At 64.3% G+C, this 15,025-nt stretch carries 16 protein-coding genes and 1 pseudogene; 7 read left to right on the top strand and 10 right to left on the bottom strand.

Annotation, left to right across the window (positions count from 1 at the left end; translation table 11 throughout):
• Window positions 1-38: 38 nt before the first annotated feature.
• Window positions 39-1,043: an A/G-specific adenine glycosylase gene (locus tag TR61_RS14265; RefSeq protein ID WP_172676986.1), complete on the bottom strand. Its 1,005-nt coding sequence runs from the start codon at window positions 1,041-1,043 to the stop codon at window positions 39-41.
• 139 nt (window positions 1,044-1,182) lie between these two features.
• Here TR61_RS14265 and TR61_RS14260 point away from each other — a divergent pair, with 139 nt between their 5' ends.
• From TR61_RS14260 to TR61_RS14250, 3 genes are read left to right on the top strand one after another with little or no spacing between them, the layout of a single operon-like run.
• On the top strand, window positions 1,183-1,692 hold the full coding sequence (locus TR61_RS14260) for a DUF721 domain-containing protein (protein ID WP_050931015.1): 510 nt from the start codon (window positions 1,183-1,185) through the stop codon (window positions 1,690-1,692).
• Between the two features lie 11 nt (window positions 1,693-1,703).
• Window positions 1,704-2,369 (top strand): DsbA family protein, encoded by a 666-nt coding sequence (locus TR61_RS14255; RefSeq protein WP_050931013.1) that lies wholly within the window; start codon window positions 1,704-1,706, stop codon window positions 2,367-2,369.
• Window positions 2,369-3,484 carry a CaiB/BaiF CoA transferase family protein gene (locus TR61_RS14250; RefSeq protein ID WP_050931011.1) on the top strand — a complete coding sequence of 372 codons (1,116 nt, stop codon included), beginning with the start codon at window positions 2,369-2,371 and terminating at the stop codon, window positions 3,482-3,484. The genes TR61_RS14255 and TR61_RS14250 overlap by 1 nt, the downstream gene beginning before the upstream one ends.
• A 91-nt stretch (window positions 3,485-3,575) precedes the next feature.
• On the opposite strand, the gene lpxK is transcribed toward TR61_RS14250, so the two are convergent.
• The 6 genes from lpxK to TR61_RS14220 all read right to left on the bottom strand — a co-directional run bounded on the left by lpxK (window position 3,576) and on the right by TR61_RS14220 (window position 9,863).
• On the bottom strand, window positions 3,576-4,565 hold the full coding sequence (gene lpxK, locus TR61_RS14245; RefSeq protein WP_050931009.1) for a tetraacyldisaccharide 4'-kinase: 990 nt from the start codon (window positions 4,563-4,565) through the stop codon (window positions 3,576-3,578).
• The gene (locus TR61_RS14240) at window positions 4,565-5,788 is read right to left on the bottom strand and encodes a 3-deoxy-D-manno-octulosonic acid transferase (RefSeq protein ID WP_050931007.1); all 1,224 of its coding nucleotides are present in this window, start codon (window positions 5,786-5,788) and stop codon (window positions 4,565-4,567) included. Before TR61_RS14240 ends, lpxK begins: the two co-directional genes overlap by 1 nt.
• 4 nt (window positions 5,789-5,792) lie before the next feature.
• Window positions 5,793-6,035 (bottom strand): DUF4170 domain-containing protein, encoded by a 243-nt coding sequence (locus TR61_RS14235; protein ID WP_050931004.1) that lies wholly within the window; start codon window positions 6,033-6,035, stop codon window positions 5,793-5,795.
• 63 nt (window positions 6,036-6,098) lie between these two features.
• Entirely contained in the window at window positions 6,099-6,878 is a 780-nt protein-coding gene (locus tag TR61_RS14230; RefSeq protein ID WP_050931002.1) for a 3'(2'),5'-bisphosphate nucleotidase CysQ, read from the bottom strand.
• Complete coding sequence (locus tag TR61_RS14225; RefSeq protein WP_050931000.1) at window positions 6,865-8,211, bottom strand: TldD/PmbA family protein; 1,347 nt, start codon at window positions 8,209-8,211, stop codon at window positions 6,865-6,867. Before TR61_RS14225 ends, TR61_RS14230 begins: the two co-directional genes overlap by 14 nt.
• Window positions 8,212-8,339: 128 nt before the next feature.
• Window positions 8,340-9,863 carry a DUF2125 domain-containing protein gene (locus TR61_RS14220; RefSeq protein ID WP_050930999.1) on the bottom strand — a complete coding sequence of 508 codons (1,524 nt, stop codon included), beginning with the start codon at window positions 9,861-9,863 and terminating at the stop codon, window positions 8,340-8,342.
• 127 nt (window positions 9,864-9,990) lie between these two features.
• Between TR61_RS14220 and TR61_RS14215 the strand changes: the two genes are divergently transcribed.
• Together TR61_RS14215 and TR61_RS14210 are read left to right on the top strand one after the other, a co-directional pair.
• Complete coding sequence (locus TR61_RS14215) at window positions 9,991-10,740, top strand: SDR family oxidoreductase (protein ID WP_050930997.1); 750 nt, start codon at window positions 9,991-9,993, stop codon at window positions 10,738-10,740.
• Entirely contained in the window at window positions 10,737-11,348 is a 612-nt protein-coding gene (locus TR61_RS14210) for an enoyl-CoA hydratase/isomerase family protein (RefSeq protein ID WP_050930995.1), read from the top strand. Before TR61_RS14215 ends, TR61_RS14210 begins: the two co-directional genes overlap by 4 nt.
• A 39-nt stretch (window positions 11,349-11,387) precedes the next feature.
• On the opposite strand, the gene TR61_RS14205 is transcribed toward TR61_RS14210, so the two are convergent.
• Complete coding sequence (locus TR61_RS14205) at window positions 11,388-11,699, bottom strand: HNH endonuclease family protein (protein WP_050931069.1); 312 nt, start codon at window positions 11,697-11,699, stop codon at window positions 11,388-11,390.
• A gap of 50 nt (window positions 11,700-11,749) precedes the next feature.
• On the opposite strand from TR61_RS14205, the gene TR61_RS14200 reads away from it, so the two are divergent.
• The gene (locus tag TR61_RS14200; protein ID WP_050930994.1) at window positions 11,750-13,084 is read left to right on the top strand and encodes a mechanosensitive ion channel family protein; all 1,335 of its coding nucleotides are present in this window, start codon (window positions 11,750-11,752) and stop codon (window positions 13,082-13,084) included.
• Window positions 13,081-14,253: a TIGR03862 family flavoprotein gene (locus TR61_RS14195; RefSeq protein WP_050930992.1), complete on the top strand. Its 1,173-nt coding sequence runs from the start codon at window positions 13,081-13,083 to the stop codon at window positions 14,251-14,253. Before TR61_RS14200 ends, TR61_RS14195 begins: the two co-directional genes overlap by 4 nt.
• Here TR61_RS14195 and TR61_RS14190 read toward each other — a convergent pair.
• Together TR61_RS14190 and TR61_RS14185 are read right to left on the bottom strand one after the other, a co-directional pair.
• A complete protein-coding gene (locus tag TR61_RS14190) occupies window positions 14,231-14,815 on the bottom strand; it encodes a glutathione S-transferase family protein (RefSeq protein WP_050930990.1) in 585 nt (194 codons plus the stop codon). The genes TR61_RS14195 and TR61_RS14190 overlap by 23 nt on opposite strands.
• A gap of 30 nt (window positions 14,816-14,845) precedes the next feature.
• Window positions 14,846-15,025 (bottom strand): annotated as a pseudogene (locus tag TR61_RS14185) (DNA polymerase III subunit delta); the annotation flags it as partial.

The following is a 15,025-nucleotide window of genomic DNA, read 5'->3' as shown; positions in this document are numbered from 1 at the left end:
AGCTTAGCGCAGTCCGCGCCCCTTGCCCAAGTGCGACCTTACTCCTTTCGCGTCAAATCGAAGGCTTTGCGCATCACCGTGGGCAGGTCGGATGGGCGGAAGGCATGCTTGTCCAGGAAAAAGCCGCGCTCGGGCACGGTGTCACCGGGCAGGTGGGCGGTCATCACCCGCAGGATCAGGTGGAAATGGGTGAAGGTATGGCGCACCTCTGCTCCCAGATCCTGCCAGTCGGCGGGGCAGGGCGAGGCGGGGTCGGGTGCAGTGTCCGTCCAGTCCGATCCAGGCCAGCCCATCATGCCGCCCAGAAGGCCCTTTTCGGGCCGAGTCTCCACCAGCCAGGCGCCATCCTCGCGCTGACCCAGATAGACGATGCCATATCGTGTGGGTTTGGCCTTTTTTGGCGTTTTCTTCGGCAGGTCCGGCGCCGTACCCGCGACCCGCGCGGCACAGGGCCCACGCCAGGGGCAGATTCCGCAGGCGGGCCCGCGCGGCGTGCAGATCGTGGCCCCCAGATCCATCACCGCCTGCGCATAATCGCCGGGCCGCTTCTCCGGCGTCAGCGCCTCGGCCCGCGTCTTCAGCTTCGGTTTCGATCCCGGCAGCGGGTCATGAATGTCATACATCCGCGCCATGACCCGTTCGACATTGCCATCCAGCACCGTCTCGGCCCGGTCGAAAGCAATGGCCGACACCGCCGCCGCGGTGTAAGGCCCCACGCCCGGCAGGCTCAGCAACCCGTCATAGGTATCGGGAAAGACCCCGCCATGATCGGCCACCACCGCCCGCGCGCATTTCAGCAGGTTGCGCGCCCGCGCGTAGTATCCAAGACCTGCCCATTCCCCCATCACGGCGGCATCTTCGGCAGCGGCCAGATCCTGCACGGTCGGCCAGCGCCGTGTAAAACGTTCAAAGTAATCCTTCACCGCCGCGACGGTGGTCTGCTGCAGCATGATCTCGGACATCCAGACGGCATAGGGGTCTGGCCGTACGCCTTCCTTGCGTGCATCTGGCGGCACGCGCCAGGGCATCACACGGGCATGCATGTCATACCACTCCAGCAGGATACCGGGCAGATCGGTTGTTACCGGATCGTCACGCAAGTTTTATTCCCCCTTCACCGGTTTCGCTGGCACCGCCCGCCACGTTCCCTAAATTAGAGGGCAGACAAAGGAAACCAACCCGATGGCGCAACGCCCGTCCACAACCAAAGGCTTCAAGCGCACGGCCACCCTTCTGGGTGACCGCATCCGCAAGGTGGGCGAAAGCCGGGGCTTTGCGGTCTCACGCGTGCTGACCCACTGGGCCGAGATCGTGGGCTACGAGACCGCCGCCATCTGCCGCCCGGTCGAGGTGTCCTATGGCCGGGGCGGGTTCGGCGCGACGCTCAGCATCCTGACCACCGGCGCACAGGCCCCCATGCTTGAGATGCAAAAGGAACAGATCCGCGCGCGGGTGAATGCCGTCTATGGCTACAACGCCATCGCGCGGGTGCGCATCACGCAAACCGCCAAAACCGGCTTTGCCGAAGGACAGGCCACCTTCCTGCATGCCCCCGACGCCACCGATAAACGAAAACCCGACCCGGCGCTTCAGGCCCGCGCACGGGACGCCACGACCGAGATATCCAATAACGATCTGCGACAGGCCCTTGAACGTCTGGGGCAGAACGTTCTAACGAACGCCAAAGAATGAAAGGGTTTCGAATGAACCGTCGTCATGTCCTTCTATCCTCTGCCGCGCTGATTGCCGCCGGCGGCTATGTCCTCACTCGTCCCAGCGGGACCAATGCCGTGGATCTGCCCGGCGCGGCCCATGCTCAGGACCTGGATATCGACACCTCCGGCATCATGGAGATGCAACTTGGCAATCCCGATGCGCCGGTCACCGTGATCGAATACGCGTCCTACACCTGCCCGCATTGCGCGCGCTTTCATGAAGGGGCGTTCAAGCAGCTCAAGGCCGATTACATCGACACTGGCAAGATCAACTTCATCTACCGCGAGGTCTATTTCGACCGCTTCGGCCTCTGGGCCTCGATGATCGCGCGTTGCGGCGAAAACCAGCAGCGCTTCTTCGGCATCACCGAAATCATCTATGAACTGCAATCGGAATGGAGCCGTGCCGGCTCGCCCCCGCAGATCGCGGATGAGCTGCGCAAGATCGGCCGCCTGGCCGGTATCGAAAACGATGCACTCGAAGCCTGCCTGCAGGACCAGGAGATGGCCCAGACCCTGGTGGCCTGGTACCAGCAGAACTCGATCGAACATGGCATCCAGTCAACGCCCAGCTTCGTGATCAACGGCCGCACCTATACCAACATGGCCTATGATGAATTCTCGTCCCTGATTGACGAGGCAATGGGAAGCTGATGTCAGCACCGCTCGCGGGTCTGAAAGTCGTCGAACTGGCGCGCATCCTGGCCGGCCCCTGGGCCGGTCAAACCCTGTCTGATCTGGGTGCCGAGGTTATCAAGGTCGAAAGCCCGAACGGGGACGACACCCGCGCCTGGGGCCCGCCCTTCGTGACGCGGGACGACGATGTGTCGGCCTCCTATTTCCATTCCACGAACCGGGGCAAAGCCTCTGTCACCGTGGATTTCCGCACTGAAGAGGGCCAGGAAAAGGTCCGCGAGCTGGTCCGCGATGCCGATATCCTGATCGAGAATTTCAAGCTGGGCGGCCTTGCGAAATACGGGCTGGATTACGACAGCCTGTCGAAGGTCAACCCGCGCCTGATCTATTGCTCCATCACCGGCTTCGGCCAGACCGGGCCTTATGCCCACCGCGCTGGATATGATTTCATCATTCAGGGCATGTCGGGGCTTATGTCCATCACGGGCGAGGCCGACGGCCAGCCGCAGAAATCCGGCGTGGCGATCACCGATATCTTCACCGGCATCTATTCCGTCACCGCGATCCTGGCGGCCCTGCACCAGCGCGGCCAGACCGGCAAGGGCCAGCATATCGACATGTCCCTGCTAGACGTCGCCGTGTCCGTGACTGCCAATCAGGCGATGAATTATCTGACCACCGGCACGCCGCCTGGCCGGATGGGCAACGCCCATCCCAACCTGACGCCCTATCAGGTGTTCGACTGTTCGGACGGCCATATCATCATCGCCACCGGAAACGACGCGCAATACCAGCGGCTCTGCCGTATTCTGGGGCTGGATGACATGGCGGATGACCCTGCCTATGCCCGCAACCGCGACCGCATCGCCAACCGGGCCGAGATGATCCGCCGCCTGAATGACGCCACATCGCAGCGCACCCGCGACGACCTGCTGGCGGCATGCGAGGGGCAGGGTGTTCCCGCAGGCCCGATCAACCGTCTGGATGATGTGATGGCCGATCCGCAGGTTATCGCGCGCGGCATGCAGATCGAACTGGATGGCGTTCCGGGCATCCGCGCGCCTTTCCGGTTCTCGGATGCCGACCTGGCGCTGCATCGCCCCGCGCCGAAACTGGGCGAAGACAACACGTAGGCCGGGCTTCAGCCCGGCTCCAACTCCCTAATAAATCCTTAAGATTACCGTTAAAATCCAAGCAATTGTTTCGCGCGCGAAACATTTTGGCTCAGGGCGCCGGCGCGGCTTTCTTCAGAATATCCCGCACCGGATCCTCCTCTTCCACATGCAGCCGCACAGGCAGGGTGATTACCTTGTGGCGGAAGCTCAGAGGCAGACGCGCCGCGTCCTTCTCCGTCGTCACCAGCTGCGCGTTCAGCGCCTTGGCCTCCGCCTCCAGCCGGTTCAGCATGCCGGGGCCGAACTTCTGGTGATCGTCCAGCGCCTCCGCCCGGACGATTTGCGCGCCCTCGCGGCGCAGGGTGGTGAAAAATTTCTCGGGATTGCCGATCCCGGCAAAGGCCAGAACCCGGCTGCCCGCCCAATCCATGCCGGTCTGAAGCGGCTGCATCTCGCCCCGCGCGCGCGGTACGCCGCCCAGATCGGCGCCGAATGCGGCCTGCGCGTCAGCATCACCGATGCTCAGCACCAGATCGGCGCGGCGCAGACCCGCGTGCACGGGCTCCCGTAACGGCCCCGCAGGCAGGCAGCGGCCATTGCCGAACCCTTTGGCGGCATCCACCACGACAATGGACAGATCCTTGGCCAGCGCGGGATCCTGAAAACCGTCATCCATGATCAGAACGCTTGCGCCGCCCTCGACCGCCGCCCGTGCGGTGGCGACACGGTCCTTGCCGACCCAGACCTCCCCGAAGGCGGCGATCAGCAAAGGCTCATCGCCCACCCGTGTGGCGGAATGGCGCGCGGGGTCCACCCGCACCGGGCCCTCCACCGTCCCGCCATAGCCTTTCGAGATCACATGCGGCCGGTGCCCCATCCGGCCCAATTGCTCCAGAAGCCAGATCACCGTGGGCGTCTTGCCAGTGCCGCCCACGTTGATATTGCCCACGCAGATCACCGGCACGCCCTCGCGCGCAGGCGCACCCCGCGCCAGCCGCCGTGCCGTCAGCCAACCATAAAGAGCCCCCAGAGGGGCAAGCACCCGAGCCTGCCAGCCCGGGGCCTCGGCGGGATTGTCCCAGAAGGCGGGCGCGCGCATCAGGCCCCCTCCCTCTGGTCCAGAAGGTCCTGCACCAAGTCCAGAAGCTGATCGGTGATCTGAGCGCCTTCCGACACGACCTCCCACGCCGCCAGCGCCATTGACGCGGCATTATCCGGCGCGATCAGGCGCATCACCCCCGTGGCCAGCCCCTCGGCATCCTTCACGATCCGCGCCGCCCCGGCACTGGCCAGTCGCGTGTAAACCGCCAGATGATCGCGCACATTCGGCCCGTACAGAACCGCCGAACCCAATGCCGCCGCATCGAACGGGTTGCTGCCGCCATGGCCCGGCGTCAGGGAACTGCCTAGAAAGACAACCGGTGCCACCCGGTACCAGTGCCCGATCTCGGCCCCACCTTCGGCGATGATGACCTGACAGAAATCATCCGGCTCCTCGCCCTCGTCCCAATCGACGCAGCGCAGCCCGCGTGCATCCACAGCCTCGCGCAGCTGGGCGGTTGTGGTGCCCCGTCCCGGTGTCAGAACCAGCAGCAGACGGTGCGACAGGCGCGCGGCAGTCGCATGGGCGTCCAGCACCATGCCCACCTCGTCGCTTTGCACATGCGCAGCCATCCAGACCAGACGGCCCGCCAGCATCTGCGTCGTTTCATCCACATGGTCTTCATTGACCGATGGCGGGTTGGCCGAGATCTGCAGAGGCGCGGTGATCGCGATCTTTTCCATCGGGATGCCCTTGCGGATCAGCCGTTCCGCCGTCGCGTTCCCCGAGGCGAAGATCCGGTCGAAACAGCTCAGGCTTTTGCCCGCCAGCGTGGGGATCCACCGCCCCGCACTGCTGCGCACGCCATTCTCATCGGCATCCACCAGGATCATTGGCATGCCCCGGTCGCGCGCGGACATCAGCGCATTGGGCAGGAAGTACCCGCCGGTCCAGATGCATAGATCCGGCCGCCAGTGATCCAGAAATTCGGCCGTGTATCCCGGTGTGTCCGGCCCGAACGGATAGACCCAATCGGCCCCGCGCGGGACCATTTCCGCTTCGGTCTGGGTGAATTCGCTGATCGTGATCAGCGCATATACGCCGGGGCGCTGGGCCTTCAGCCGCCGCGCCACATCCTGCATCGCCGCCAGTCGCCCGTGCGAGGTCGCGTGCATCCAGATCAGTTCCCCCTCCGGGCGCTGCATCCGCGTTGTCAGGCGCGACTCCCGCCCACGCGCCTGCAGCGCGCGATAGGCCGCAAGGGTCAGCGACCGGGCCAAGGGCTTATCCCAGCTCCTCGGTCGAAGAGACTTCGGATTCCTCGTCCCTTAGCCGGTGAATATGAGCAATGAAATATCGCATATGGGCGTTGTCCACGGTCCGCTGTGCCTCGGCTTTCCAGGCGTCATAGGCGCTGGCGTAATCGGGGAACATGCCGACAATGTGGATGTCATCGACATTTTTGAAGGCCGATTTCGTCGGGTCAACAAGTTCTCCGCCAAAGACAAGATGAAGCCGCTGGGCCATAAGGCGCGTCCTTTTCGGTGATGGGTCCGGGTGCCGGGCAACCTACGCGAATGCCCTTGCGGGTCAAGCAGGGGCAAGCTGATCCATGATCGCGACATGGACCGACTTGCCCGCCGCCACAACGCCCTTGGCGCGGGGGTGGGGCTGGTTGAAGACCAGCGGTTGGCCGGCTGTGTCGGACACGGTCGCGCCCGCTTCACGCAGGATCAGATCGCCCGCGGCGATATCCCATTCCCAGGCCGGGAACATCGTCAGCATCGCGTCATAGCGGCCCTGCGCCACCAGCGCCATGCGATAGGCCAGGGAGGGCCGGTGCGAGCGGTTCACCTCAGGCGCTCCGTCGCGCCAGAAACGTTTGTCCAGCGATCCGCGATTGGCCAACACCTCGGCCCCCGGCAAACGTCCACGATCTGCGGCGGTCAGGGGTTTGCCATTCAGATGCGCGCCTTTCCCGACCTCGGCGGTATAGAGCAGGTCGCGCTGCGGCAGGAAAATCACCGCAGCTGTCACGATGCCTTTTTCGGCGATCGCCAGCGAATGCGCCCAGGTGCGTGACCCTTCGGTGAAACTGCGCGTGCCGTCGATCGGGTCGATGATGAAGACCCTGTCACGCTCAAGCCGGTCCTGCGAATCCTCGGTCTCCTCGGACAGCCAACCGTAATCGGGGCGGGCGGCCTGCAACTCGGCCTCCAGCATGGCGTTCACGGCCAGATCGGCCTCGGTCACCGGGCCTGCGCCGCCCGGTTTGTCCCAGCGCTGCGCAGTCGTGCCGGTAAAGCGGCTGGCGATCCGGCCTGCTTCCTGCGCGGCGTCGATCAGAAGGGTCAGATCATGCGCCGGCAAGGGTCATCCCTTCGATCATCAGCGACGGCACCACGCGCGACAGGTAGGGCCGCGCGTCATTGGCCGGGATGATACGGCCCATCATATCGCGCAGATTGCCCGCGATGGTGCATTCGTTCACCGGGTAAGCGATCTGCCCGTTCTCGACCCAGAAACCCGAGGCGCCGCGCGAATAATCCCCTGTCGTCGGGTTGATCGTCGCCCCGATCATCGACGTCACCAGCAGCCCCGTGCCCATGTCGCGGATCAGGTCGTCCTGGCTGGAGGAGCCTTGCGTCAGTTCGATATTCCACGGGCTGGGCGAGGGCGGGCCAGAGGTCGACCGCGCCGCGTTCCCGGTAGAGCTCAGCCCCAGCTTGCGCGCCGTGGCCAGATCCAGCGTCCAGCCCTGCAACACGCCATCGGCGATGATCAGACGTTTCGCAGTGGGCAGCCCTTCGGCATCGAACGGCCGTGATCCGGTGACGCGCGGGCGATGGGGGTCTTCGGTCAGGCTCAGCCCCTTGGGCAGCACCTGCTCGCCCATCGCGTCGCGCAGCCAGGATGATCCGCGGGCAATGGCACTTCCGTTGATGGCCGCCAGCACATGCCCTACAAGGCTGGAGGAGATGCGTTCATCAAACAGCACCGTATAGGTGCCGGTCTTGGGCTTGCGCGCGCCTTGCCGTTCCACCGCCCGTTCACCTGCGATCCGCCCGATTTCGGACGCATCACGCAGATCGGCCTGGAAGATGCGCATGTCGCCGTCGTAATCCCGCTCCATCCCCGTGCCGGTGCCGGAAATGGCCACGCAGGATGTCGACCGGCTGCTGCGCTGATAGCCCCCGGAAAACCCGTTCGTGGCGGCCAAATGAACCTCGCTTGCGCCATAGGCGGCGCTGGCCGATTGCACCTGGGTGACGCCCTTGACCGCGCCCGCCGCCGCCTCGGCCGCAAGGGCGTCGGCCTGCAGCGCTTCGGGATCGGGCTCCGCGCTGGGGTCGAAAAGCTCAAGCGCGGCAATGTCCCAGTCGCGCGCCAGCTGGTCGGGATCGGCCAGGCCCAGATAGGGATCCTCCGGCGCCTCGCGGGCCATGGCCACCGCGCGTTCCGCCATGGTCTGCAGCGTGGCCGCGCTGACATCCGAGGATGACACATTGGCCTGCCGCTGGCCCACGAAGACCCGCAAACCGATATCCACCCCTTCGGACCTTTCGGCCTGTTCCAGCTTGCCTTCGCGCACGTCGATATGCACCGACGTATCCTGAACCGCTATCGCATCGGCTGCATCCGCCCCGGCCTTGCGCGCGGCCTCCAGCAGCGCTTGGGTGATGTCAGGCAGGCGGTGCGTCATGCGTCTCTCCGGTGTATTCAGCGTTCATCGGGAGGTAGCCCTGCCCGCAGCCCCGTGCAAGACCGGCCCTTCCAAAAAAGAACTGGGCCGCCCGCGCGGGACGGCCCGGTAATCAGACACATCAGCGGTTACTGAATGCGTTGCCCATTGGCCAGGATGTGGCCCTGGTCATTGATCTCAAGCGTGGAATTCAGCGTGTCTGGCCCATCGCCGGGACGGGCGAACAGGCCCATCATCATCCGCGCGCCGCCGGCCTGTTCCTCGGGCAGAAGGCCCATGGCGACCAGCTTGTCCAGCAGGGCATTCCCGCCCACCAGCTGCAGATCCAGAATGCCCGTCGGGCGCGGCATGCCGTCAAAGGTCGTCAGGTCGGTATTGTCGAAGGTAAATGCCCCGTCACCGGTCAGGCTGGCGCCGGCGGCTGTCACTTCCAGCGCCTCGATATTCAGCGCCTCCAGCTCGCCCGGGGGCGGGCCGTCTTCCAGATCTTCCATCACCTGCGGGTCCATGATGTTGGCCAGCAGCTTGGCCTGCCCGGTCAGCGCGACCACCAGCGTGGCCGGGTCGCGCGGCAACTGGCCGGTGGGGTCGAAGATACCCCAGATCAGGTCCGAAATGGTGAAATCCGACATCGACAGGACCAGCTTGAAGTCCTGCGACTCGTCCGACGCCATGACCGGCACAACCATGTTGAACAGCAGTTCGGCAAAGTTCAGAGAGACCGGCAGCGGAATTTCCGACCCCGCCATGTTGATCGAGACCGTCGCCTGTTCCATGCTGTATCCCATACCGTCCGGCCCGATCTGGAACGAGATCAGACCGCCTTGGGACGTGCTTTCATAGCTGAAGCTTTCGCTTTCATCCTGGAAGTTCAGCGTGCTGGACCCCGCGCCAAAAGCAAAGCCGCCGTCCGAGGCAAAGCCGGCTTCGATCATGGCGGCCATGTTCTCGGTATCCATCTCGGAGGGCAGGCTGGTGACGCTTTGCAGCTCGATCCCTTCGGACCCGCCGACCCAGGTGAGGAACCCGCCTTCTTCCGGATCGCGCACCGCCACGTCATAGGTCAGGTCATCCGCCTTGACGGTCTGGCTATAGCTGCGCAGGCTCTCGCCGGTCACACGGGTGGTCCCGATCACATTGGCCATGCCAAAGACAACCTTCGCGAAATCCTCGCCCGGAGAGGTGCCGTTGATGCGCACATCCGCCAGCTCCATCCCCATCGTGGCCGCGGTATAGTTATAGGTCAGGTCATTCGGATCGCCTGCTGCCACCATGCTGAACCCGGTATTGGTGACATTCACATCCGCTTCGAACCCATCGCCCGACGAATCCGTACCCGCAATGGTAATCGGCATGGTGCCGGGGATCCGGACAGCGACGGTGCCATCGCCGTTTTCGACAAAGCTCAGATTCCCCAGGTTGATGACCACGGTGGTGTCATCTTCCGGCAGGGTCATCGTCAGCGACACGTCATTGACGTTCAGCGTGTCGCCCGACATCTGTTCGGTCGCGGTCAGCTCGTATCCGGTGCCGGACAGATAGGCCCTCCAATCCGACCATACGTCCTGCGCCGTGACATCCGCCTGCGCGGCCCCCGCTGCGAACGCACATAAAAAAAGCGCGGTGGACCCGCGTAAGATACCCTTACTCATTGGATGACCCTCTCCGTTGGACTCGGGGGTATCGTCTTGCCTTCGGCAGGGCAGGTCAAGGGCGAAGGCTGGACCTTTTGGTGCGATGCGGATTACCTCTGCGCCCAGAACAGGAAGAGGATGCAAGATGTCAGTTGAAGGAAAGGTGGTTCTGATCACGGGGGCCAGCCGCGGGATCGGGGCCGAAGCGGCGCGCGTCTTCGCCGCGGCAGGGGCCAGGGTGGGGCTGATGGCGCGCAGCGCAGACAGCCTGAGCGATCTGGTGGCCGAAATCGGATCGGCCGCGCTGGCCATCCCCGGCGATGTGAGCCGTTATGACGATCTGGCCCGCGCGGTCGAGACTTGTGTGAACGGCTTTGGCGGTCTTGATATCCTGATCAACAACGCAGGCGCGGTCGAACCCATCGCGCATCTGGGCAAGGCCGATCCCGATGCCTGGGGGCATGTGATCGACATCAACCTCAAGGGTGTTTTCTATGGCATGCACGCGGCCCTGCCCGCGATGAAGGCCGCAGGCGGCGGCACCGTGCTGACCATCAGTTCCGGCGCGGCCCACGGCCCGGTCGAGGCGTGGAGCCATTACTGCGCCTCCAAGGCCGGGGCGGCGATGCTGACGCGCTGCCTCGACAAGGAGGAACGCGCAAACGGCATTCGGGCGATGGGCCTGTCACCCGGCACCGTGGCCACGCAGATGCAGCGGGAAATCAAGGCCTCGGGCATCAATCCGGTCAGTCAGCTGGACTGGTCCGATCACATCCCGGCCGACTGGCCCGCGAAGGCGCTGCTGTGGATGTGCGGGTCCGAAGCCGATGCGTATATCGGCGAGGAAATTTCGCTGCGCGACGAAGGCATCCGCGCGAAGGTGGGTCTGATATGATTGAATTGACCAAGGACGGCGATCTGTGGGTCGCGCGCATCAACCGGCCCGACAAGGCCAATTCGCTGACCCACGCGATGCTGTCCGAACTGGCCGATATCGCCGAAGCTGCCCGCGACGCGCGGGTCTTTGTCCTGACGGGCGAGGGCAAGGTGTTCTCGGCCGGGGCCGATCTGGACGAGGCGCGCGCGGGGCTGGCCACATCGGATGTGTGGGAACGCCTGTCGGGCAATATCGCGGCACTGCCGGGGCTGAGCATTGCGGCGCTGAACGGCACGCTGGCGGGTGGCGCGATGGGCATGGCGCTGGCCTGCGATCTGCGCATCGCGGTGCCATCGGCCAAGTTCTTTTACCCGGTGATGAAGCTGGGCTTTCTGCCGCAACCGTCCGACCCCGGCCGGTTGCGCGATCTGGTGGGCCCTGCGCGCGCCAAGCTGATGCTGATGGGCGGGCAGAAACTGCTGGCCGACGAGGCGCTGCGCTTTGGTCTGATCGACCGGATCGTGGAGCCGGACGCGCTGATGGATACGGTTCGCGATCTGGCCGCCGACACGCTGGCGGCCCGACCTGACATTGCGACCGGCATCAAGGCAATGTGCCAGGGATAACGTACTCAGGACCGGCTTGAGCTTTATAGTCATGCTTGATCACCGTTTCCGACGTTTCCCCGGAATTTTCGACTGAAAATCCGGCGGGCGTTTGGCCACCCAGCGGATGAATTTCTCAAGCCGGGGATGCAGCCTCAGCGCCTCGACCGTGTTGAAGGACCGCGCCAGTTCCGCCTCGGTCAGGGTCGCGTGGATCTCACGGTGGCAGATGTGGTGAAGCAGCACCACAGGCCCGCCCTTGCCGCCTTTCAGCTTCGGGATCAGGTGATGCAGGCTTTGCGGCACGCCCGGCGGGATGGGGCGGTCACAAAGGGGGCAGATCGGCATGGTGTCTTGTGTGTTCTCGGCCATCGGTGCAAGAACGTGCAGCCAATACGCCATGTTTCAAGAGGGCACGGGCCATGGAATTCGATCTGAGCGCACAGCCCGAGATTGTGCAGCAGGCCGCGGGCTATGCCCTGCAGGGATGGGCCTTGGCGCAGGACTGGCTGTTAAGCCCAGCCGCCTGGTCGCAATTCGCGCTGCTGATCGCGGCCTGGCTTCTGGCGGTGCTGATCACCCGCCGTTTGCGTCCCGTCCTGACCCGGCTGCTGACGCCCGAGGAAGGCGCGGACACCCTTATTTCCAAGGCGCGTGCGTTCTTCTGCCAATTCCTGCCGCTTCTGTTGCCACTTCTGGCGTTCGGGCTGACCGCCATCGGTGAAAGCGTCGTCCGGTCGATGTTTGAATCCGGTGCGGTGATCGCCTTTGGCAAACGGGTGTTCCTGTTCATCGCCGTCCGCGCCTTTGTGCGCGACATCATCACCGATCCGTTCCTCAAGTTTCTGGGCCGCTTCGTTTTTGTCCCGGTGGCCGCGCTGTACACCGTCGGGCTTCTGGACCCGGTCCTGGCCTGGCTTGACAGTGTGATCATTCCCCTGGGCAACCTGTCCTTCGATCTGCAGGACGCGGTGCGCTTTGTCGTGGTGGGCGGGGTGATCTTCTGGCTGGGTCGGTGGTCGAATGATCAGTCGGCCTCGCTGATCCAGCGACAGGAGGATATGCGCCCAGCGACACGGCAGCTGGCCGAAAAGGCTGCGGAAGTTGCGATTTTCGTGGTGGCGGCCCTGGTGTTTCTGAACATCATGGGCATCCCGCTCACCTCTATCGCGGTGCTGACCGGGGCGATTGGCGTGGGGCTGGGCTTTGGCCTGCAGAAGATCGCGTCGAACTATGTCTCGGGCATCATTCTGCTTCTGGAAGGGCAGGCGACGGTCGGCGATTATGTCGAACTGGATGGCGGGGAGGCCGGCACCATCGTCCGCATGACCGCTCGCGCGATCATTCTGGAAAGCTTCGATGGCCGCTGGATCGTGGTGCCCAACGAAGACTTCATCATCACGCGGGTTGTGAACTATTCCGACCAGGGATCGGCCAACCGGTACGAGGCGCCGTTTTCCGTCAGCTATGACACTGACATCAACAAGATCCCGGATATTGTTGAGGCCGCCGTGGCGACCCATCCCGGTGTTTTGTCCGAACCCTATCCGCCCGATTGCGAGCTGCGCGGGTTTGGCGACAGCGGCATTGATTTTGCTGTGGAATTTTGGGTGAACGGGCTGGATGACGGGCCGAACAAATATACCTCGGACGTGTTGTTCCTGATCTGGAACGCGCTGAAAGAGCACGACATCGAAATCCCCTATCCGCAGCGCGTGGTCGAGATCAAAGGCGGGCTGCCCAAGGGCGACGCATGACCTGCCTTGTGATCGGTGGTGGCCCGGCGGGTCTGATGGCCGCCGAGGAAATGGCGCGCGCCGGTTTGCAGGTGCTTGTGGTCGATGCGAAACCGTCTTTGGGCCGCAAGTTCCTCATGGCCGGGAAGTCGGGCCTGAACCTGACGAAGGACGAGCCGTTTGACCCCTTCCTGAGTGCTTACGACGAGGGCGCGGACCCCCTGCGCCCGATGCTTGAGACCTTTGGACCGCAGGAAGTCATGGCCTGGGCCGAGGGGTTGGGCCAAAGCCTGTTCACCGGGACGACGGGGCGGGTGTTTCCCGATGTGATGAAGGCCTCTCCGCTTTTGCGCGCATGGCTGGCGCGGCTGGCGGAGATGGGGGTCGAGACCCGCACCCGCTGGCGCTGGATCGGCTGGGACGGCGACGCGCTGGCCTTTGACACGCCAGAAGGGCGGCAGCTGCTGCGCCCGGATGCCACGGTTCTGGCGCTGGGTGGGGCCAGTTGGCAGCGGTTGGGGTCTGATGGGGTGTGGGCCGGGTTTCTGCAGGAAAAGGGCATTGAACTGGCCCCGTTCCAGCCCGCGAATGTGGGGCTGCGCGTGGCATGGTCAGACCATATGGCCCCTCTGATGGGTCAGCCGATTAAGGCGGTGGCGTTTCGCGCCGGGACATCGATCAGCCGGGGGGAGGCGGTGATCTCTGCCACAGGGTTGGAGGGGGGCGGGATCTACACCATCTCGAAAGCGGTGCGCGAGGGGGCGGGGCTGACCATCGACCTTCTGCCCGATCTGTCCGAGGAAGAAGTTGCGCAGCGGCTCGCAGCCCCGCGTGGAAAGGCGAGCCTGTCGAACCATCTGCGCAAAAAGCTGAAACTTGGCCCGGTGCGCACCGGGTTGCTGAACGAATTTGGCCGGCCCTTCCCGGATGATCCTGCGGCGCTGGCGCGGTTGATCAAGGCGGTGCCGGTCGCCCATCAGGGCATGGCGGATATGGACGGCGCAATCTCGACCGCGGGCGGCGTGCCCTTTGCCGCGCTGGACGATGCGCTGATGCTGCGCGATCTGCCCGGCATCTATTGCGCGGGCGAGATGCTGGATTGGGAGGCGCCTACAGGCGGTTATCTTCTGACCGCCTGCTTTGCCACGGGGCGCTGGGTCGGGCGCTCTATCGCTTCCCGGCTTGAATGAAGCCAGCCCGTGCGCGGGCGCGCTTGCCATAGTCTTTGACATCCGGGTCGGTCACCGGGATCTCCAGCCCGAAGGCCCAGCCCAGGCAATGCACGGCCAGAATATCGGCAATGGTGAAGTCATCGCCCATCAGCCATTCGCCCTGCATCCGCTTGGCCAGACCGTCGAGGTTCCGGCCCACGATTTCCTTTGTCACCGGGATCACCTCGGGCACGCGCTTGTCTTCGGGCAGGATCATCGAATGCTGTGCAATCAACCAGAGCGGCGCATCCAGATCCTCGTTCAGGTAATGCAGCATGGCATCCAGCCGGGCGCGCTCCACGGTGCCGGCGGGATAGCCAAGGCCGCCATGCTTGTCTGACAGATAGGACATGATCGCAACAGAATCGGTCAGCGGCTGGTCATCCACCATCATCACCGGGATCTTGCCCGACGGGTGGTACTGACGCGCCTCTTCGCTTTGGGGGCCGCAATCGACATGGGTGTAGTCCACGCCCAGTTCCTCAAGCGCCCACATGACGCGAAAAGCACGGCTGCGAATGCGACCGACGACTGTGTACATGATCAATCCTCTCTGATGTTTTGCGGAGTTCTAACGCTTGCGCCCCAGCATCGCCAGCCGGATCAGCATGCGTTCGGCCAAAGCCATGGCGGGTGCGGTTTGCCCGGCGGATCGCAGTTGCAGATCGGTGTCGGTGATCAGCACCAGCGCGTCTTCCAGCTTGTGCGTGCCCCAATCCTGCGCCTGCCGCAGCACGCGGTCGCGGCGGGG

Source organism: Aestuariivita boseongensis, from assembly GCF_001262635.1.
In the GTDB taxonomy this organism is placed as follows: domain Bacteria; phylum Pseudomonadota; class Alphaproteobacteria; order Rhodobacterales; family Rhodobacteraceae; genus Aestuariivita; species Aestuariivita boseongensis.
This window is presented reverse-complemented; position numbering and strand designations above follow the sequence as displayed.